At 65.1% G+C, this 19,812-nt stretch carries 18 protein-coding genes and 1 pseudogene; 12 read left to right on the top strand and 7 right to left on the bottom strand.

The window, feature by feature from the left end; genetic code table 11:
• The first annotated feature begins 46 nt into the window (after positions 1 to 46).
• The 3 genes from G566_RS0107120 (at position 47) to G566_RS0107130 (ending at position 2,539) form a co-directional block, all read left to right on the top strand.
• Positions 47 to 889, top strand: coding sequence for a cytochrome b/b6 domain-containing protein (locus G566_RS0107120; protein WP_022679990.1), 843 nt, complete (start codon positions 47 to 49; stop codon positions 887 to 889).
• Positions 889 to 1,662, top strand: coding sequence for a molybdopterin-dependent oxidoreductase (locus G566_RS0107125; protein ID WP_029131377.1), 774 nt, complete (start codon positions 889 to 891; stop codon positions 1,660 to 1,662). The genes G566_RS0107120 and G566_RS0107125 overlap by 1 nt, the downstream gene beginning before the upstream one ends.
• A 277-nt stretch (positions 1,663 to 1,939) precedes the next feature.
• Complete coding sequence (locus G566_RS0107130) at positions 1,940 to 2,539, top strand: chemotaxis protein CheB (protein WP_022679992.1); 600 nt, start codon at positions 1,940 to 1,942, stop codon at positions 2,537 to 2,539.
• Positions 2,540 to 2,552: 13 nt separating this feature from the next.
• Here G566_RS0107130 and G566_RS0107135 read toward each other — a convergent pair whose 3' ends face one another.
• The 5 genes from G566_RS0107135 to radA are packed head-to-tail and all read right to left on the bottom strand — an operon-like array spanning position 2,553 to position 8,275.
• Entirely contained in the window at positions 2,553 to 4,355 is a 1,803-nt protein-coding gene (locus tag G566_RS0107135; RefSeq protein ID WP_022679993.1) for a monovalent cation:proton antiporter-2 (CPA2) family protein, read from the bottom strand.
• Positions 4,355 to 4,786, bottom strand: a complete 432-nt coding sequence (locus tag G566_RS0107140; protein ID WP_029131378.1) for an iron-sulfur cluster scaffold-like protein — start codon at positions 4,784 to 4,786, stop codon at positions 4,355 to 4,357. The genes G566_RS0107135 and G566_RS0107140 overlap by 1 nt, the downstream gene beginning before the upstream one ends.
• Positions 4,787 to 4,842: 56 nt before the next feature.
• Positions 4,843 to 6,192, bottom strand: a complete 1,350-nt coding sequence (gene cysS / locus G566_RS0107145) for a cysteine--tRNA ligase (RefSeq protein WP_022679995.1) — start codon at positions 6,190 to 6,192, stop codon at positions 4,843 to 4,845.
• Positions 6,192 to 6,845 carry a CvpA family protein gene (locus tag G566_RS13835; protein ID WP_169522789.1) on the bottom strand — a complete coding sequence of 218 codons (654 nt, stop codon included), beginning with the start codon at positions 6,843 to 6,845 and terminating at the stop codon, positions 6,192 to 6,194. The genes cysS and G566_RS13835 overlap by 1 nt, the downstream gene beginning before the upstream one ends.
• A 50-nt stretch (positions 6,846 to 6,895) precedes the next feature.
• The gene (radA, locus tag G566_RS0107155) at positions 6,896 to 8,275 is read right to left on the bottom strand and encodes a DNA repair protein RadA (RefSeq protein WP_022679997.1); all 1,380 of its coding nucleotides are present in this window, start codon (positions 8,273 to 8,275) and stop codon (positions 6,896 to 6,898) included.
• 84 nt (positions 8,276 to 8,359) lie between these two features.
• Here radA and G566_RS0107160 point away from each other — a divergent pair, with 84 nt between their 5' ends.
• Both G566_RS0107160 and G566_RS0107165 read left to right on the top strand, forming a co-directional pair.
• Entirely contained in the window at positions 8,360 to 9,598 is a 1,239-nt protein-coding gene (locus tag G566_RS0107160) for a M20/M25/M40 family metallo-hydrolase (RefSeq protein ID WP_040605510.1), read from the top strand.
• 87 nt (positions 9,599 to 9,685) lie between these two features.
• Positions 9,686 to 11,956 carry a patatin-like protein gene (locus G566_RS0107165; protein WP_022679999.1) on the top strand — a complete coding sequence of 757 codons (2,271 nt, stop codon included), beginning with the start codon at positions 9,686 to 9,688 and terminating at the stop codon, positions 11,954 to 11,956.
• Here G566_RS0107165 and G566_RS0107170 read toward each other — a convergent pair whose 3' ends face one another.
• Positions 11,957 to 12,697 carry a hypothetical protein gene (locus G566_RS0107170; RefSeq protein ID WP_022680000.1) on the bottom strand — a complete coding sequence of 247 codons (741 nt, stop codon included), beginning with the start codon at positions 12,695 to 12,697 and terminating at the stop codon, positions 11,957 to 11,959.
• A gap of 81 nt (positions 12,698 to 12,778) precedes the next feature.
• Here G566_RS0107170 and G566_RS0107175 point away from each other — a divergent pair, with 81 nt between their 5' ends.
• The 7 genes and pseudogenes from G566_RS0107175 to G566_RS14765 all read left to right on the top strand — a co-directional run bounded on the left by G566_RS0107175 (position 12,779) and on the right by G566_RS14765 (position 18,831).
• Entirely contained in the window at positions 12,779 to 13,168 is a 390-nt protein-coding gene (locus tag G566_RS0107175; protein WP_169522792.1) for a hypothetical protein, read from the top strand.
• Positions 13,169 to 13,273: 105 nt separating this feature from the next.
• Complete coding sequence (locus tag G566_RS0107180) at positions 13,274 to 13,834, top strand: F0F1 ATP synthase subunit delta (protein ID WP_243442425.1); 561 nt, start codon at positions 13,274 to 13,276, stop codon at positions 13,832 to 13,834.
• A 15-nt stretch (positions 13,835 to 13,849) separates the two neighbouring features.
• Positions 13,850 to 15,379, top strand: a complete 1,530-nt coding sequence (gene atpA / locus G566_RS0107185; RefSeq protein WP_022680003.1) for a F0F1 ATP synthase subunit alpha — start codon at positions 13,850 to 13,852, stop codon at positions 15,377 to 15,379.
• A gap of 51 nt (positions 15,380 to 15,430) precedes the next feature.
• On the top strand, positions 15,431 to 16,306 hold the full coding sequence (locus G566_RS0107190) for a F0F1 ATP synthase subunit gamma (protein WP_022680004.1): 876 nt from the start codon (positions 15,431 to 15,433) through the stop codon (positions 16,304 to 16,306).
• Positions 16,307 to 16,318: 12 nt separating this feature from the next.
• Positions 16,319 to 17,767: a F0F1 ATP synthase subunit beta gene (atpD, locus tag G566_RS0107195; protein ID WP_022680005.1), complete on the top strand. Its 1,449-nt coding sequence runs from the start codon at positions 16,319 to 16,321 to the stop codon at positions 17,765 to 17,767.
• A gap of 41 nt (positions 17,768 to 17,808) precedes the next feature.
• Positions 17,809 to 18,075 (top strand): annotated as a pseudogene (locus G566_RS0107200) (ATP synthase F1 subunit epsilon); the annotation flags it as partial.
• Between the two features lie 285 nt (positions 18,076 to 18,360).
• Complete coding sequence (locus G566_RS14765) at positions 18,361 to 18,831, top strand: hypothetical protein (RefSeq protein ID WP_022680007.1); 471 nt, start codon at positions 18,361 to 18,363, stop codon at positions 18,829 to 18,831.
• A 257-nt stretch (positions 18,832 to 19,088) separates the two neighbouring features.
• Here the strand turns inward: G566_RS14765 and G566_RS0107215 are convergent, their stop codons facing one another.
• Positions 19,089 to 19,778 carry a DUF4136 domain-containing protein gene (locus tag G566_RS0107215; protein ID WP_022680009.1) on the bottom strand — a complete coding sequence of 230 codons (690 nt, stop codon included), beginning with the start codon at positions 19,776 to 19,778 and terminating at the stop codon, positions 19,089 to 19,091.
• Positions 19,779 to 19,812: the final 34 nt, after the last annotated feature.

A 19,812-nucleotide genomic window follows, 5' to 3' on the forward strand; every position in this document is an offset into this window, starting at 1 on the left:
GCCTGTAACCAATTGGCCTTTGGCTGCGAACAGGCCAATAACAGCCATGGCCACCGACGCCCCTTCCGTTCCCCACCCGCGCCGCGTGCTGCGCCACCACTGGCTGGTGCGCCTCACCCATTGGCTGAACGCGGCCGCCATCATCGTGCTGCTGATGACGGGCCTCAACATCTTCGGCGCCCATCCGCGGCTCTATTGGGGCGATGCCGGATCAGTGGACGAGCGGGAACGACTGTGGCTGGAAACGGGTGCGTCGCCGCCTTGGTCGGCGCCGAAAGGCTGGCTCGAGATCGCGGGCACACGCTTCGATACCACCGGCCTCATCGGCGTGTCGCAATCGCCGAAAGGCACCACCAGCTTCGTTGCCTTCCCGCACTGGGCTACGCTGCCGTCGGGCCGCGATCTTGCCACTGCCCGCACGTGGCACTTCTTCTTCGCCTGGGTGATCATCCTCAACGGCCTGGCCTGGCTGCTCTACGGCCTGCTCTCCGGCCGGCTGTGGCGCGAAATCCTGCCCAAGCGCCGCCAACTTACCCGCGCCCATCTGTGGAACGACATCGTGGAACACGCGAAGTTGAACTTCCCCAAGGGCGAAGCCGCGCTCTCCTATGAAGTGCTACAACGCTTCGCCTATGCCGGCGTCACCCTTGTCCTCATCCCCACTGTCATCCTCACCGGCCTCGCCATGTCGCCGGGCATGGACGCCGCCTGGCCATGGCTCGACGCGCTGTGGGGCGGCCGCCAATCGGCGCGTTCGGTGCATTTCATCGCCATGAGCGGCATCGCCGGCTTCCTCCTCCTCCACCTCGTGCTCGTCGTCCTCTCCGGCCCGATCCGCCAGATCGGCGCCATGATCACCGGCCGCATGACCATCGGAGGCGACAAATGATCCAGCTTCACCGCCGCCACCTGCTCACCGCCGCCCCCGCCAGCCTGCTGCTCACCGGCTGCGACGCGCTGACCCGCAATCCCACCGCCAAGGCCATTGTCGAATCCGGCGAACAGGCCACCTACCGCTGGCAGCGCCTTGTCGGCCGCGACGGCCTCGCCCGCGAATTCAGCGCCGCCGACATCTCCCCCACCTTCAAGGTCAACGGCACCCACGAACCCACCAACCCCAAATGGCAGCAGCTCTCGGCGGGCAATTTCGCCGATTGGCGCCTGAAGGTGACCGGCCTCGTCCACCGCGAACTCTATCTCACCCTCCCGCAGCTGCGCGCCCTCCCCCAACGCACCCAGATCACCCGCCACGACTGCGTGGAAGGCTGGAGCGCCATCGGCCAATGGACCGGGCCGCAACTTGCCCCCATCCTGAAAGCCGCCGGCCTGCAGGGCGGCGCCCGTTACATCGTGTTCCTGTGCGCCGACGATTATGGCGGGGAAGCCAGCAAAGGCGGCCTGCAATCCGCCAGCCGCTATTACGAAAGCGTGGACGTCGTCGACGCCTTCCACCCCCAGACGATATTGGCCCACAGCCTCAACAGTCAGCCGCTCTCCACCGGCCACGGCGCCCCTCTGCGCCTGCGCGTCGAACGCCAATTGGGTTACAAACAGGCCAAATATCTGATGCAAATCGTCGTCGCCGACAGCCTGGCCCCGTTCGGCGGCGGCAAGGGCGGTTACTGGCCGGACCGCGGCTACGAGTGGTACGCGGGGACGTAGCTCGCTCACAAATACAAGAAGAAGCAGAGCTGCTGGCGGATTTTTCCCTCTTGGTATCGCGAAAAGCCACCCGTCTGTCCTGCACGGGGAAAGCCTGTCATCATGGCGCTGCCCGGCGTTTGGGCGGGGCCTGGCGGTGTGTGGCGAAAACATCCGGAAACCCGCAAGAATCGGAAAAACTGTCAAAGGTGGACGCGGTGGAAGCAGGGTGTGATTCGTAAGGATTGGCCTGTGATGGCGTGGCCGGCGCATTCCGGCAGAGTGGGGAGTACTGGAGGTGGCAGCGGATCGCGGCGCATCAGTGATTGCCTGGAGCGGGCCGTTGGTTGTCGGGATTGGTGCCTCTGCCGGTGGCCTGATTGCGTATGAGGCGTTTTTCGCCGCGATGCCGGCCGATAGCGGCATGGTCTTTGTGCTCGTGCAGCATCTTGATCCGGACCATGAAAGTGCGTTGGCCGAAATCCTCGCCCGCTACACAGCCATGCCCGTCGATTTCGCCCGTGATGGGATGATCCCGGTGGCCAATACCGTCACGATCATCCCGCCTGGCACCATTCTCACCATCCACGACGGCCGCCTGCGCCTGATAAGGGCCCCTTCGGTAAAGGCGCGGCGCATGGTTGTGAATCTGTTTCTTGTTTCTCTTGCTGACGATCAGGGCCCGAATGCGGTGGGGATCATCCTTTCCGGCTTTGGCAGCGATGGCACGGCCGGCATTGCGGCCATCAAGGAACGCGGGGGGCTGACGATGTGCGAGGCTGCGTTTGATCATCACGCCAAGCTGGGTATGCCGCAGAGCGCGGCAGACAGCGGCTTCGTCGATCTTGTGTTGCCCGTGGAGGACATGCCTGCTGCGTTGCTGGCGTATCTGGCCTAGCGGAGCGGCGCACTCACGCCGGCGGGATTTCGCCCAGGGACGCCGGATCGGGTGCTTCGTCCAGATCGAGGGCGCCGCGGATGATCGTGTCGGCGCCGGACATGATGTCGCCGCTGCATAATTGCAGATCGAGCCGCTCAAGATCGCGGCGGCGATATTCGGCTTCGATGGCGTCGATCATCGTATCGGGCGTGCCCAGCGCGGTGAGCACTTCGCGGCCCATGGCAACGGCGCCATCCAGTGTTTCGCGCACCACCTGTTCGACGCCGGCCTGACGCAGGGCGATATTGTGGGTGCGATCAAAGGCGCGGGCGATGATCGGCAGATCGGGCCATTCGGTCTGGATCGGCTCCAGCACCGCCTTTGGGTCCCAGCGGCCATCGATGGCGAACACCAGGGCGCTGGCGGTTTCGATGCCGGCGGTGCGCAGGATATCCAGGCGGGTGCCATCACCCCAGAACACGGTGTTGCCAAAGCGGGCGGTGATGTCGATGAGTTCGGCATCCAGATCGATGGCGGTGATGGCCTGCCCGCGGGCCCGCAACATCTGTGCGATCACCTGCCCCACCCGGCCGCTGCCGACCAGCACGACATGGCCGCCATGGCCAGCGGTGCCAGCACTTTCCGGGCCGTCGCGGCTGCCACTGCCATCATCCGGCACGGCCAGCAGCCGGCCGGCGAGGCGGAACAGCAAGGGCGTGAGCGCCATGGAGAGGGTGACGACGGCGCCGAACAATTGCGCCGCCTGATGGGTGATCAGCAGCCCGCGTTCGGCTTCGGCAAACAGCACAAAGCCGAATTCGCCGCCCTGGGCCAACAAGAGCCCCATCTTGATGGCGCGCCGCCAATCGGTGCCGAAGCTGCGGGCGAGTGTGGCGATCACCGTTGCCTTCACCGCCAGCACCCCCACCACCAGGGCGATCACGAGGCCCCCGTTGGCCGCAACCACAGCAAGATCGAGGCTCATCCCGATGGCAATGAAGAACAGGCCGAGCATGAGGCCGCGGAACGGTTCGATGTCGGTCTCCAGCGCGTGGCGATAAGGCGATTCGGCCAGCATGACACCGGCGACGAACGCGCCCAGCGCCATCGACAGCCCCAGACTGGCCATGAGCAGCGCGCTGCCCATGACGCAGAGCAGGGCCGCGGCAACGAAGGCTTCGCGGGCACCGAGCGAGCCGATGATGCGGAACAGGCGCGGCAGGGCATAGCGGCCGATGAGCACCAGCAGCGCCAGCGCGCCCACGGTTTTGGCCGCCATCATCCAGCCCGGTTCCGGATTGGCCACCGGCGCCCGGCTGAGCGCGGCGACCACGGTGACCATCGGCACGATGGAAAGATCCTGGAACAGCAGCATCGCAAAGCTGCGTTCGCCAAACGGGGTGGCCGCCAGCTGCCGTTCATTGAGCAACTGCATCACCAGTGCGGTGGACGACAGGCCGAGCGGCAGGCCAACGACCAGCGCAGCCTCCCAGGTAAGGCTGGTGAGCAGCAGCAGGAGCCCAGTGAGCGCGAGGCCGCACAGCAGCACCTGCGCCAGGCCAAGCCCAAAGATGTCCCGCCGCAGGGCCCACAGCCGCGACGGCTGCAATTCCAGGCCGATCACGAACAGTAGCAGCACGATCCCGAATTCGGCGAACTGCAGCGTCTGTTCGGCATTGCCCACAAGGCCGAGCACGGACGGCCCGATCAATATGCCGGCGGCAAGATAGCCCAGCACCGCCCCCAACTTGAAGCGGACGAACAGCGGCACCAGCACGACCGCTGCCGCCAGATAGACGACGATATCGCGCAGCAGGGTGGAGCCATGCTCCATCAGGCGGCAACCTGCCCGGCTTCAGCCAGCGCCGCCAGCACGGCATCAAGCGCCAACAGGATCGAGGGATGGCGGGCACGGTGGGCGCGGGCAGGGGCGAACATGGCCCAGCCTTCGGGCGCCGTTTCAGCGCGACTGGCAAGGAAATCCGCCAATATCGTGCGGGTGGCGGCCATCGCGGCGGCGTCCAGGCCGGGCGCTCGCTCCAACAACACGGCGGCGCTGGCCTGGCCCAGCGTGCAGGCCTTGGTCGCGTCCAGTCCCACGGTTGCGATGCGTGCATCCGGCCCCAACGCTACATCGGCGATGATCTTGCTGCCACATACCGGCGAGACCCGGATGGCGCTGCCATCAGCCGCCGGCAACCGGTGCGCGGTTTCTCCCGCCAGTTTCAGGCGGAGAATCGCGGCATTGTACAGGGCTTCGGACATCGGCGACACCTTAGCCGCCCCGCTCCCGTTATGGATAGGCGGGAAAATGCCGCCCTTCAGGCGCGGCGCCAACTTGTGCCGCTCGGCCCGTCTTCAAGCAATACGCCTTCAACCGCCAGAACATCGCGGATTCGATCGGACTCGGCCCAGTTCTTTGCCTTGCGAGCCGCCACCCGTTCCGCCACCAGCGCATCAATGCGCGCCGCGTCAGGGTCTGCACCGCCGCCGCGGGTATTGGCAGAATTGCGGCTTCGCTCCGGCCGCAGCGAAGGCAGGCCCAGGAACGCAAGCGCGCCCAAAAGCGCCTCGCGGTCCTGCTCGATGCCAGCGATCGCCGCCAAGGCGGCAGGCGTGTTGAGATCGTCGGACAGCGCTTCCACCACCGCAGTCGGCGGCGGCGGCCGCACGCCCTTGGGCACGTCGCCCAGCTTGCGCAACCATTTGTCCAGCCGGCCGCGCATCTGCGTGAGCAGGGCCTCGTCCCACGTCAGTGGCTGGCGATACTGGGCGGAAAGCAGGCCAAGGCGCAGTTCGTCACCCGTCCAGCCGGCCGCCACCAGTTCGCCAACGCTGAGCACGTTGCCCAGCGACTTGGACATTTTTTCGCCGCCGCCGAAATTCAGGAAACCGTTGTGCATCCAGATGTTGGCCAGTGGCGCGCCATCGTGAGCGCAGGCGCTCTGCGCGCACTCATTCTCGTGGTGCGGGAAGGTGAGATCGATGCCACCGCCGTGGATATCGATGGTATGCCCCAGGCTTTCGGCAATCATCGCCGAGCATTCGATGTGCCAACCTGGCCGGCCGCGGCCCCATGGGCTGGGCCAGCCGGCCTGGTCCTTGCTCGACGGCTTCCACAGCACGAAATCGGCGGCGTTCTTCTTGTACGGCGCCACTTCCACGCGGGCGCCGGCGATCATCTCGTCCAGCGGCCGGCGCGACAGCCTGCCATAATGGCCGTGGCTGGCCACATCGAACAGCACATGGCCTTCCGCTGCGTAGGCATGACCCTTGGCGATCAGCAGCTCGATCATCGCCACCATCGCCGGGATGCTGGTGGTGGCGTGCGGGTGCAAATCCGGCCGCTCCACGCCCAGCGTTGCCGCGTCTTCCAGATAGAACGTCTCGTACCGATCGGTGATCACGTCGATTCTCACGCCCTCGGCGCGCGCCTTGTCCATGATCTTGTCGTCGATATCGGTGATGTTGCGGGCATAGATCACCTTATCCGGGCCATAGCTGTGGCGCAGCAGTCGCTGCAGCACATCGAACACCACGGCAGGGCGGAAATTGCCGATGTGCGCCCGGCCATAGACGGTGGGGCCGCAGACATACATCGTCACCCGATCCGGATTGATCGGCACCAGTTCCTGCTTGGCGCGGGCAGCGGTGTTATACAGACGGATCATCAGATGGTGGTTCCGGGGCTGGATTTTTCTTGCTGATCGAGCAGCTTGTCGAGTGAGTTGCGCTCCTGCTTGCCGTAACCGTCAGCCTCCTCGTCATCGCCAAAGCCTGGCAGGCCGGCATGAGGGTCACGCTCCGGGTTTATCAGCTTCTGCTGCTGGTTCCACGCATCGCCAACGTACGAGACCATGGCGCTCGCCACCAGCGCCAGCGTTGGCGTCGTCTTCGCCCTGGCCAACCAATCGGGCCGGCTGTTGTCACCCGGCACGATCTTCATGCCCAGCGTGATCAGCAGGAAGATCAGACTGGCGGCCAAAAAGCCCTTCAACAGGCCGAAGCCAAGGCCGAGCAAGCGGTCCACCGAGCCAATCACGCTACCCTTGGCACTGTTCGACAGGAAACTGCCGATGAGCTTGACCAGCAGAACGGCGATCAGGAACGGCCCCATCACGGCGGCGACCGCGGCGATCAGTTCGCTGCCGCTGGCGGTTTCGAAAATGGCGCGGGCCGGCGTGTAGAAGAGGCGCACAGCGATGAAGCCGGCCACCCAAGCCGCCAGGCTGGCGACCTCGGCAATGAAGCCGCGCATCAGTCCAAAGGCGGCCGTGATGCCGACAATCAGCACCACGATCCAGTCAAAGCAGGCAAGCTGCATTACAGTGTCCATACAGCAGCGCCTATCCGATTTGGCAGCGCCGCAAAAGCCTATTCCGGCCGGCCAAGATGATCCACCAAGCCATTCATCGTCCGAAATCCACTGACCAGCATGGGCCCGCCGCCAGTGGTGCCATCCGGCACGAAAGCCCGGCCGAAACCCAGCTTCGCCGCCTCTTTCAGGCGCAGGCTCGCCAATCCGGCCGCCCGCAATTCGCCCGACAAGGCAACTTCACCAAAGGCCACCGCATCCGCCGGCAACGGCCGATCGGTGAGCGCCGAAACCAGCGCACAAGCCACCGCCAGATCGGCCGCCGGATCGGCAATCCTGAGGCCGCCGGCCACGTTCAAATAGACTTCATGCCCGCCGAACGCCAAACCGCAGCGCGCTTCCAGCACCGCCAGCAGCATCGCCAGCCGGCCGGAATCCCAGCCCACCACGGCCCGGCGTGGCGTCGCGCCCGATGGCACCCGCACCACCAGCGCCTGGATCTCGCACAGCACCGGCCGTGTGCCTTCCAGCGCCGGAAACACCACGGCGCCTGTCACGCTGGCGCCTTCGGCCCGGCTGGTCAGGAACAGGCTGGATGGGTTGGCGACTTCCTCCAAGCCATCAGCGCCCATCGCAAAAACGCCGATCTCGTCCGTTCCGCCAAAGCGGTTCTTCACAGCGCGCAAGATGCGATACTGGTGGCTGCGCTCCCCTTCAAAATAGAGCACGGTATCGACCATATGCTCGAGCACGCGTGGCCCGGCGAGTTGCCCGTCCTTGGTGACATGCCCGACCAATATCAGCGCGCAGCCCGACAATTTGGCATAGCGGATCAGTTCCTGCGCCGATGCCCGCACCTGAGAAACCGTACCCGGCGCGCCTTCCAGCGTGTCGCTGTGCATCGTCTGGATCGAATCGATCACCAGCAGCCCCGGTGGGGCCTTCAGGCTGGTCAGCGTTGTCAAAATGTCCCGCACATTGGTTTCGGCCGCCAGCGCCACATCGGCTTTGGCCAACCCCAGCCGCCGCGCCCGTAGCCGCACCTGATCGGCGGCTTCCTCGCCCGACACATAAGCGACGCTGGCGCCGGTCCGCGCCATCTTGCCCGCCGCCTGTAACAACAACGTCGATTTGCCAATACCGGGATCGCCGCCGATGAGTGTGACACTGCCCGGCACCAGCCCGCCGCCCAGCGCGCGATCAAGTTCGGCAATGCCGGTGCTTAAGCGCGGCGGCAGCGCCACATCATCAGCCAGGCTCTCCAGCGCGATGCGACGCCCACCGGTTTGCAGCGATTGCTTGGCGGCAAAAGGCGTGAACACCGGGGCGGCTTCCTCCACCAGCGTGTTCCATTCCTTGCAGTCACCGCACTGCCCCGCCCAGCGCGGCGCCACCGCCCCGCAGGCCTGGCACACGAAGCGCGTTTTGCCCTTTGCCATAACATCCCATTCAGAACAGATAGGAAACATTAGGCGGGCGCGCCGGGTCTTGCAAGCGGCATGCCTGCCGTGCCAGATGCCGCCATGCGCACCATGATCCTCACCCTCCTCCTCGCCACCGCTGCTCCGGCGCTCGCCCAGTCGGCGCCGATCAAAGCCGCCCACGCCAGGATCGCCGCCGATTACGATCAGACCATCGCCGAGGTGATCGAGCTGACCGAAATCCCCGCCCCGCCGTTCAAGGAAGCGGCGCGCGCAGCGCGGATGGCCGAGAAATTCAAGGCGCTGGGCTTGAGCGACGTGCACCTGGACTCTGTCGGCAATGTCATCGGCACCCGCCCCGGCAAGGATCGCGCCGCCAAGGCGCTGATGGTCGCCGCCCACCTCGATACCGTGTTCCCGCCCGATGTCGCCATCAAGGTCCGCCGCGAAGGCGACACGCTGCACGCGCCCGGCATCGGTGATACCACGGTCACCCTGGCGGCATTGCTCGCCTTCGTCCGCGCCATGGATGCCGGCAAGATCCAGACCACGCGGGACATCATCTTCGTCGCCAACGTGGGTGAAGAAGGCCAGGGCGATCTGCGCGGCGTGCGCCACATCTTCTCGGCCAGCCCGCTCAAGCCCCGCATCGGGGACTTCATCAGCTTTGATGGCAGCAATGTCGCCCGCATCGTCAACGGCGGTGTCGGCTCCCGCCGCTACCGCGTCGCCTTCAAGGGTCCGGGCGGCCACAGCTATGGCGCGTTCGGCATCGTCAACCCGATGGCGGCCATGGCCGGGACCGTGCAGGGCCTTTACAAGATCGTGCCGCCCACCGACGTGAAGACCACCTTCGCTGCTTCCACCATTGCCGGCGGCACTTCGGTCAACTCCATCCCCAATCTCATCCTCGCCGAATTCGACATGCGCTCGGCCTCCACCACCAATCTGAAGGCGCTCGAAAGCCAGTTCCTGAAGATCATCGAAGACAGCGTCGCCACCGAAAACGCCGCCCGCGACACGCGCTATGGCAAGATCAGCGCCGTGCCCGAACTGATCGGCGACCGCCCAGCCGGCACCACACCGGCCACAGACCCCCTGGTGCAAACCGCCGAACGGATTCTGAAAGCCGGTGGCTACGATGCCCAGCTGATGCCCAGCTCCACCGACAGCAATATCCCGATCAGCCTCGGCATCCCGGCCATCACGCTGGGTGCTGGCGGCGGCGGCTTCCGCGCCCACGCGCTTGATGAATATGTGACCGTGGAACGCGGCACCTTCGTGAAGGGGCTGACCACGGCGTTCGACATCGTGGTAGAAGTGGCCAACATCAAGCGCTGAGGCACTTGCCTCTTCTTGCCTTGAAATTCCCCAGCACTTGCGGGGGCTTGAAGGGTCAGCCAGACTGATCTTTGAAAGGAGGCCCCTTTGCAGACAAAGGAGCTGCGCCTCGCATTGGTCTGTTATGGCGGGGTGAGCCTGGCGGTGTATATGCACGGCCTCACCAAAGAGGTGTGGAAACTGGCGCGCGCCTCGATGCGGCGGCACAGCCCAGCCGGGTTGCCGCCGGCGCGGGACAGCGAGATTGTCTATCAGGCGCTGCTCGACAGCTTGCCCGGCCTTGATCTCAGGGTGATGTGCGACATCGTCGCCGGTGCGTCGGCCGGCGGCATCAACGGGGTGTTGCTGGCCAGGGCGTTGGTCGAGGGCCATGATCTCGATGCCATCCGCGGCCTGTGGCTGGATGGGGCGGATTCGGACGTGCTGCTCGACAAGGCAGCAGCATCGCGGCCGCTGTCGAAACTCTGGGCGATCCCGCTGGTGTGGTGGGTGCGCCGACGCGGCCTGGAGGATGAAGACAAGGCCGAAGTGGCAGCGCACGGCGAGGTGAAGCGCAAGCTGTCCCGTTTCATGCGCAGCCGCTGGTTCAAGCCGCCGTTTTCTGGCGCGGCCTTCTCGGGCCTGCTGGCCGATGCCTTTGCCGCGATGGAGAAGGGCGAACGCACGCCGCCGCTGGTGCCGCGGTTGCACCCATTCGATCTGTTCGTGACGGTGACCGATTATCACGGCGCCCCCCAGCGCCTGCGGCTGAACACGCCGGAAGAAGTGACCGAGCCCGAGCATCGCCTGGTGATCGGCTTTGCCTGCCCCGGCGATGGCGCCGAGCGGCATCTGGGCCCAACGCCGGATCTGGTGTTTGCGGCGCGGGCCACAGCGAGTTTTCCCGGTACCTTTCCGCCGGCACGCATCGCCGAAATCGACACGCTGCTGGCCAGCCGCGGCGAGGATTGGCCGGGGCGGCAGGCCTTCATCGATCGGGTGCTGCCCGGCCGTGCTCACCCGGAGAGCGTCGACCTGATCGATGGCGCCGTGCTCGACAATCGGCCCTTTGGCCCGGCGCTGGCAGCCCTGGGCAAGCGGCCGGCGCATCGCGAGGTGGACCGGCGCTTTGTCTATCTCGATCCCAAGCCCGGGATGCACGACGATGGCGCGGTGACCGGCCAGCCACCGGGCTTTTTCGGCACCATCTTGCGCTCCCTCGCCGATATCCCCCGGCAGCAGCCGATCCGCGACAGCCTGGGCACGATCGAGGCGATTTCGACCCGGTCGCGCCGGCTGCGCCATATCGTGATCGGCATGATGCCGCAGGTGGATATCGCCATCGACGCCGCCATCGGCATGCGCCTGCTGCTGTTCTCGCCCAGCCTGGAACGACTGGCAGCCTGGCGCAGCCGCATGAACAGCGAGGCGGCGAAAGCGACGGGCTTTGCCTATGGCGCCTATGGCCGGCTGAAATTCGCCATGGTGACCGAGCGGCTGGCCGAACGGATCGCCGATCTGGGCGGGCAGGACGTGGGCGCGGTGCGGGCCAGCCTGTGGCGCCACCTCAACGCCGGCGGTGTCAACAAGCCGGAAAGCGCCATCGGCAAGACCGGTGCAGCGTCGCCCTATGTGCTGTTCCTGCGCAATTTCGACGTCGATTTCCGCATCCGCCGCCTGCGTTTCCTGATCCGGCGGGTGAACATGGAACTGGCGGGAGCGGACGAGGCAACGGCAACAGCGCTCGGCAAGATCAAGGCCGGGCTCTACGCCATTCTCGCGCCGCACCTGATGTGCTGGCCGGCCGCCGGCAGCCTGGCAGCCGCCGGCAACGCCATCGCCGATCCCGCCAGCGCACTGGCCGCCGTGGCCAACGCACTCGACCTGAAGGGCCTTGATGCCCGCAGCGACCAAGCGCTGGTAGACCTTCTCGCCAGCGGGCTGCCGCGCCGTCTGCGCCGCGATCTGGTGGCGGCCTATCTCGGCTTCCCCTTCTTCGACATCGCCATCCTGCCACTGATCGCCGATGGCAACATCGACGAGCTGGACGAGATCAAGGTCGATCGCATCAGCCCGGAAGATTGTTCGGCTTTGACCAGCGCCGGCGGCCAGCGACTGAAAGGCGCGCTGTTCAATGCCTTCGGTGCCTTCTTCAGCCGCGCCTACCGCGAACATGATTATCTGTGGGGCCGCCTGCACGGGGCAGAGCGGCTCATCGATCTGGTCGTCTCCTCCCTTGCTCCCAAGGCCCGGCCCGATGCGGCCACCCTCGGCGAAATCCGCCGCGCCGCCTTCCGCGCCATCGTGGCGGCAGAGCGGGCGCATCTTGTTGACATTCCAGACACAATCGCCGCGCTCGATACCGCGCTGGCCGAATGATCACTCCGCCGGCTGGGTTTTCCCTGCCGGCCGATACTGCCGCAGATAATGAATGATGATCGCCATGCCGAACAGCGTCGGGATCGCCCAGATCGCCGGGTTGAAGGCATGGGTGGGGAACATCTCGATCAGCCCGACGGACAGGAACGCGGTGTAGGCCGCAATCCCGGTCGCCACCATCGCCTTGAAATGCTCGGGGATATAGGCGCGCGGGCTTGCCGGCGTGCTGAAGATGTAGCGGAAATAGGTGGTGCTGGTGCCAAAGCCGAGCAGCGCCACCATCACCATCAGGATCGGCTCCATCACCGGGCCATTGCGATCAAGCAGATACAGGCCATGCGCCAGGCAGATGCCCGCCGCCAGCATGGTGCCGCCCTGCACCGCCAGCATGGACCAGTGGCGGTTGCCGGGATGGTCACGCCGGTTGCTCACCATCACCAGGCCATAGCGCGTCATCGAAATCGCCAGCAGCCCCAGATAGACCATCATGGTGCCGAACATGCCGCGATAGAGCACTTCGTCGGTCAACTGCGGATGCATCGCCAGCGGCCACACCAGCGACAGCGCCCCCATCCCCAACGCCTGCGCCGCCGCCGTATAGATGGCGGCCGAAAACACGAACCCCCAGCGCCGATGCGCCGGACAACCCTTGCGCGTCAGCACCGCCCCCCAGAAACTGGTAAGCGCCACAACGCCTGCGCCGACGTGAATGGCCAGAAAGATGGTGAACAGCCAGGGCATGGTGGGACGGCATCACTCCTGCGATTGGCACTGTTTGGCCACAGGATTTCGCGAGGGCAAGGGACAAGTTATCATGGCTGGGTGATGACCGCCCTTAGCCTTGGCCTGCGCTACTCCGCCGGCGTGTTCGCCATCGCCTTTGCGCTGGGCACGATTCGCACGTTGTGGTTGGCGCCGGCGATTGGTGCCATCGCCGCCGTGGCGATAGAGGTGCCGCTGATTCTGGCGTTGAGTTGGTGGTGGGGCCGGCGTTTGCTGGCGCGGCAGCCGCTCAGCCTGGCGGGGCGAGCGGTGATGGGCGGCACGGCCTTTGTGTGGCTGATGCTGGCCGAGTTCGGGCTGGCATTTGCGTTCGGGCGGGCGCCGGGGGCGTATCTGGCGTCGTTCTTCACACCAGAAGGCCTGCTGGGGCTGGCCGGGCAGCTGGTGTTTGCGGCCTTGCCCCTCTTCATAAAGCCCGCCCGCCTCTAATGCTGCCTTGCAACATCGGCAGCCCCATGCTAGCCGCGCCCCGCACACGGTGGACCTTGTTCATCGCGCCTTTTGTCATATCCGATTCAAAACGGGGCTGAAGCCTTGGACGCACAAATTTCATCCAGCGTGGCCACCGGCCTTTCCGGGCGCTATGCTCGTGCCTTGTTCGCGCTGGCGATCGAGGGCAAGGCGCTTGCTGCCGTTGAGGCCAGCCTGGCGACGCTGACCGAGGCGCTGGCCGAATCGGCTGATCTGACGGCGCTGACGTCGTCGCCGCTGGTTGGTCGCGGCGCGGCGGGTGCTGCTGTTGCGGGTGTGGCCGATGGGCTGGGCCTTGATGGCCTGACCAAGAATTTCCTCGGCGTGCTGGCCGCCAATCGCCGGCTGGCGCTGCTGCCGGCGGTGATCCGCGATTTTGCCGCGCTGAACGCTGCCCGCAAGGGTGAAGTGACCGCCACCGTAACGGCAGCCCACAAGCTGACCGCGGCGCAACAGAAGGCGGTGGCCGCCAAGCTGAAGGCCGGCATCGGCCGCGATGTGGCGCTGACCGTGAACGTTGATCCGTCCATCCTGGGCGGCCTGATGGTGCGCGTTGGCAGCCGCCTGATTGATTCGTCATTGAAGACCCGGCTCGACATGCTCGGCCAGGCACTCAAAGCTTAAAAGAGGACCACCCAGATGGACATCAATGCCGCTGAAATCTCGCGGATCATCAAGGATCAGATCGCCAATTTCGGCACCGAAGCGCAGGTTTCGGAAGTCGGCCAGGTGCTCAGCGTGGGCGACGGTATCGCCCGGGTGCATGGTCTGGACAATGTGCAGGCCGGCGAAATGGTTGAATTCCCCGGTGGCATCAAGGGCATGGCCCTGAACCTGGAAGCCGATAACGTTGGTATCGTGATCTTCGGTTCGGACAGCGCCATCAAGGAAGGCGACACCGTCAAGCGCACCGGCACCATCGTCGACGTGCCGGTGGGCAAGGGCCTGCTGGGCCGCGTTGTTGACGGTCTGGGCAATCCGATTGACGGCAAGGGCCCGCTGGTGGACGTGACCCGCATGCGCGTGGAAGTGAAGGCGCCGGGCATCATCCCGCGCAAGTCCGTCCACGAACCGATGCAGACCGGCCTGAAGGCGCTCGACGCGCTGGTGCCGGTTGGCCGCGGCCAGCGCGAACTGATCATCGGTGACCGTCAGACCGGCAAGACCGCTGTCGCCATCGATACCTTCATCAACCAGAAGGGCGTGAACGCCGGCACCGACGAGAGCAAGAAGCTCTATTGCATCTATGTCGCCGTCGGCCAGAAGCGTTCGACCGTGGCGCAGATCGTGCGCGCGCTGGAAGAAAATGGCGCGATGGAATATTCGATCGTCGTCGCCGCCACCGCGTCGGAACCGGCCCCGCTGCAGTTCCTGGCGCCCTACACCGGCTGCACCATGGGCGAATTCTTCCGCGACAACGGCATGCACGCCGTGATCGTTTATGACGATCTTTCCAAGCAGGCCGTGGCCTATCGCCAGATGTCGCTGCTGCTGCGCCGCCCGCCGGGCCGCGAAGCCTATCCGGGCGACGTGTTCTATCTGCACAGCCGCCTGCTGGAACGCGCCGCCAAGATGAACGATGCCAACGGCAATGGCTCGCTGACCGCGCTGCCGATCATCGAAACCCAGGCCGGTGACGTTTCGGCCTACATCCCGACCAACGTGATTTCGATCACCGATGGCCAGATCTTCCTGGAAACCGAATTGTTCTACCAGGGCATCCGTCCGGCCATCAACGTCGGCCTTTCGGTGTCGCGCGTCGGTTCCGCCGCGCAGACCAAGGCGATGAAGAAGGTCGCCGGCTCGATCAAGCTGGAGCTGGCGCAGTATCGCGAAATGGCCGCGTTCGCGCAGTTCGGTTCGGATCTTGATGCCTCGACGCAAAAGCTGCTGAACCGCGGCAAGCGCCTGACCGAGCTGCTGAAGCAGGGCCAGTATCAGCCGATGCCGTTCGAAGACCAGGTCGTCTCGATCTTTGCCGGCGTGAATGGCTTCCTCGACAGCATCGATGCGACCGCTGTCACCCGCTTCGAAGCCGCGCTGCTCAGCCACGTGAAATCGGCCCATGCCGATGTGCTGGCCGATATCCGCGACAAGAAGGATCTTTCGGCTGACACCACCGCCAAGCTGAAGGACGTCATCGGCGCCTTCGTGAAGACCTTCGCGTAACAGCAATCTGTCGCCGGGGCGTTCGCGCCCCGGAGACGATGAGAGAAGCAGATGCCCAGTCTCAAGTCTCTGAAAATGCGCATCACTTCGGTGAAGTCGACGCAGAAGATCACCAAGGCCATGAAGATGGTTGCGGCGGCGAAACTGCGCCGGGCGCAGGAAGCCGCCGAAGCCGCCCGCCCCTATTCGGTGCGGATGGCCGCCGTGATGGCGTCGCTCGCCAGCCGCGTGACGGTTGGCCCGGAAAGCCCGCGCCTGCTGGCTGGCACTGGCAAGGATCAGGTCCACCTGCTGGTGGTGTGCTCGTCGGAGCGTGGTTTGGCCGGTGGTTTCAACAGCAACATCGCCAAGCTGGCGCGCCGCACGATGGATGAGCTGCTGGCGCAGGGCAAGACGGTCAAGCTGCTGTTCGTCGGCAAGAAGGCGCGCGCGCCGTTCGCCCGCACACACAAGGATCTGATCGTCGGCACCGTCGACATGACCCACATCAAGAATGTTGGTTTTGCCGATGCCAAGAGCGTGGCCGACGAGGTGGTCGCCCGCTTCGAAGCCGGTGAGTTCGACGTCGCCCACCTGTTCTTTTCCACCTTCAAGTCGGCGCTGACTCAGGAGCCGACCCGGTTGCAGATCATCCCCGCTGCGCTGCCGGCTGGTGGCGCTGCCGGTGCCGATGCCTCGGTGGAATATGAGCCGGACGAGGAATCGATCCTGGCTGATCTGCTGCCCAAGAATCTGGCCGTGCAGGTGTTCCGCGCCTTGCTGGAAAATGCCGCGTCCGAACAGGGCAGCCGCATGACCGCCATGGACAGCGCCACGCGCAACGCCGGCGACATGATCAACAAGCTTTCCATCACCTACAACCGCACGAGACAGGCCGCGATCACCAAGGAATTGATCGAGATCATCTCGGGCGCCGAAGCCCTTTAAGGAGCACGCCTCATGGCCAATACCACCAACAATGTCGGCCGCATCAGCCAGGTCATCGGCGCCGTTGTCGACGTGACCTTCGAAGGCGAGCTGCCGGCGATTCTCTCGGCCCTCGAAACCAGCGTGAACGGCAACCGCCTCGTGCTGGAAGTTGCCCAGCACCTGGGTGAAAGCGCCGTGCGCTGCATCGCCATGGACGCCACCGACGGCATGGTGCGCGGCCAGGAAGTGACCGACACCGGCAGCCAGATCCGCGTTCCGGTCGGCCCGGCCACGCTGGGCCGCATCATGAACGTCATCGGTGAGCCGATCGACGAGCGCGGCCCGATCGATCAGACCAACACCGCCCCGATTCATGCCAAGGCCCCGGAATTCGTCGACCAGTCGACCGAATCGAGCATCCTGGTCACCGGCATCAAGGTCATCGATCTGCTGGCGCCTTACGCCAAGGGCGGCAAGATCGGCCTGTTCGGCGGCGCCGGCGTCGGCAAGACCGTGCTGATTCAGGAACTGATCAACAACATCGCCAAGGGCCACGGCGGCACCTCGGTGTTCGCTGGCGTGGGTGAACGCACCCGCGAAGGCAACGATCTTTATCACGAATTCCTCGAAGCCGGCGTTATCGCGTCGGACGCGGATGGCAACGCCATCTCCGAAGGTTCCAAGGTGGCGCTGGTCTATGGCCAGATGAACGAGCCGCCCGGCGCCCGCGCCCGCGTCGCCCTTTCGGGTCTGACCATCGCCGAATATTTCCGCGACGTCGAAGGCCAGGACGTGCTGTTCTTCGTGGACAACATCTTCCGCTTCACCCAGGCCGGTTCCGAAGTGTCCGCTCTGCTGGGCCGTATCCCGTCGGCCGTGGGCTATCAGCCGACGCTCGCCACCGACATGGGCGCCCTGCAGGAGCGCATCACGTCGACCAACAAGGGTTCGATCACCTCGGTGCAGGCCATTTACGTGCCCGCCGACGATTTGACCGATCCGGCCCCGGCCGCGTCGTTCGCCCACTTGGACGCCACCACCGTGCTGAGCCGCGCGATCTCGGAAATGGGCATCTACCCGGCCGTCGATCCGCTCGATTCGACCAGCCGCGTGCTGGCCCCGCGCGTGGTGGGTGAAGAGCATTACGCTGTCGCCCGTTCGGTTCAGGAAGTGCTGCAGAAGTACAAGAGCCTGCAGGACATCATCGCCATTCTGGGCATGGATGAACTGAGCGAAGAAGATAAGCTCGTCGTGTCCCGCGCCCGCAAGATCCAGCGCTTCCTCAGCCAGCCGTTCCACGTCGCCGAAATCTTCACGGGTTCGCCGGGCGTGTTCGTGCAGGTGGAAGACACGATCAAGGGCTTCAAGGCCATCGTCGCCGGCGAGTATGATCATCTGCCGGAAAACGCCTTCTACATGGTCGGCACCATCGAAGACGCCGTTGCCAAGGCCGCCAAGTTGGCGGCTGACGCGGCCTGATCCAACACCCCTCCCCCAGTGGGAGGGGAAGGGAACCGAACATGGCTGAATTGCTCGATTTCGAACTCGTCTCTCCGGAACGCCGCCTGGCCAAGGCCAAGGTGGCGATGGTTGTCGTGCCCGGCGTGGAAGGCGATTTTGGTGTGCTGCCCGGCCACGCGCCGATGATGTCCACCATCCGCCCCGGCGCGATTGCCATCCATGAAGCCGATGGTGGCCCGGCCACGCAGCGTTTCTTCATCGACGGCGGCTTTGCCGAAGTGACGGAAACCGGCCTCACCATCCTCGCCGAAAAGGCCACCCCGGTGGCAGAGATCGACGTGGCGGCCGTGGCTACCCAGCTTGCTGCCGCGCGGCAAGCGGGCGACGATGCCGCCATTGCCCGCCTGGAAGCCATGCAGGCCGCCGTTACCAACTGATCGGGCGATCATCGCCATCACACACGCCCCGCGCCGGTTTGCCCAGCGCGGGGCGTTGTCATTCAGCAGGCAGCAAGCAGAGACAGCGCACAGCGGTGGTGCGATTTGCCGGTTCCCTGTGCCGGCGAAAGCGCCTAATCTGATGGGGTAATCCCGCTTGCGGAGCCAATTTCCATGCGCCTGCCCTTCTTCCTTCTTTCCGTGGCGGTGGCGCTCCCTGCCCTGGCGCAGCAGCCGCCCGCCAATCCGACGACCGCGCCGCCGCGGCCAACCATGCTGAAGCCCGCTGATCTGCCCACCGGCGACGGCAGCCAGCCGCGCCAGCGTTTCGTGACGGTGTTCGACAACGAGGCCTGCCCCAAGCCCAGTTCCGTTGATGAAGTGGTGGTGTGCGCGCGCCTGCCGGGATCGGAAGTGTTCCGCATCCCGGAGCGGCTGCGCAAGGCCGAAACACGGCAAAGCGTGCTGACCCAGAACCGCGCGTTGCTGCTGGGTGATGGCACCGGCGGCGCCGGCAACAGTATCGGCAGTTGCAGCGCGATCGGCCCGGCCGGCTTTACCGGCTGCGATCGCAAGATGGTGGATGCGTGGGCGCAGGATCGCACCAACCGCATGGGCTATAACGAGCCGACTCCCCGCAACTAAGCCGGAAATCAGCCGGTTACAGAAAGATCAGCGGCGCCGTGGCGTCCGCTGCGGCGTCATGCCGTGTTTGTGAGACGCACGCCACTTGTCCAACAGCACCGGCATCAGCCCAATGACCACTGCCAGCAGCGCAATATAGACCGTCATGGAAAGCCCCCCTTCGCATCAGTCGGCGAGAAGGTTAATCCACATTCACACAAATGCAAGAGGGGCGCTCCGGCTGCCCGGAACGCCCCCCTGTCATCGGTATGTGACGGTCAGCGGACCGGCTTGACCGTCGGCGCCACGTCGGGCTTGGCCGGATCGAAGCGCACCCGCACGGTTTCACCGCTGCTGCCGGGGAAATTGGTGAACATGGCGGTCACCAGGTTTGGCACCAGCCGGGTGAGATTGTTGCTGTTGCTCACGGTTTCCGCGCGGCCTTCGAACACGCTCTTCTTGTCGGTGTTGCGGTTGATGCGCATGGCGACCACGGTGTTGTAGTTGGTGACGCTGTAGACTTCATTGTTCCAGCCGCCGCCCCAGCCGCCGAACCCGCCAAGACCGCCAAAGCCGCCGCCCCAGCCGCCGCCCCAATAGGGGCCCCAACCGAAACCGCCAAAGCCGCCGCCCATGCCGCCCCAGCCCAGGCCGAGCCGGCTCTGCACCTTCTCACGCGGTGCAGAGACATGATAATCCAGCTGCACGGTCAGCGCGGCGCTTTCCGCATTGGCGGCTTCCTGAAATCCAGCGGCGACCAGTTTTTGCCGGACCAGATTGGCATAGGTGGCAAATTCCAGCCCGCCTTCATTGGTCTTGTCCCGCGGTTCGACGACAAAGCTAGTGCCCGACGGCGGTGGCAGCTGCTGAAACCGCGCCACACGCGCTTCGAACGGGGCCATGCAGGCCGACAAGGCCAGAGCCGCAACCAGCGGCAGCAGCAGTCGAGCCTTGGGATGGATGGTCATTCGTCGGCACTCCACATGAATTATCTGTAATAAT

Origin of the sequence: Sandarakinorhabdus limnophila DSM 17366 (assembly GCF_000420765.1) — a bacterium.
Taxonomy (GTDB): domain Bacteria; phylum Pseudomonadota; class Alphaproteobacteria; order Sphingomonadales; family Sphingomonadaceae; genus Sandarakinorhabdus; species Sandarakinorhabdus limnophila.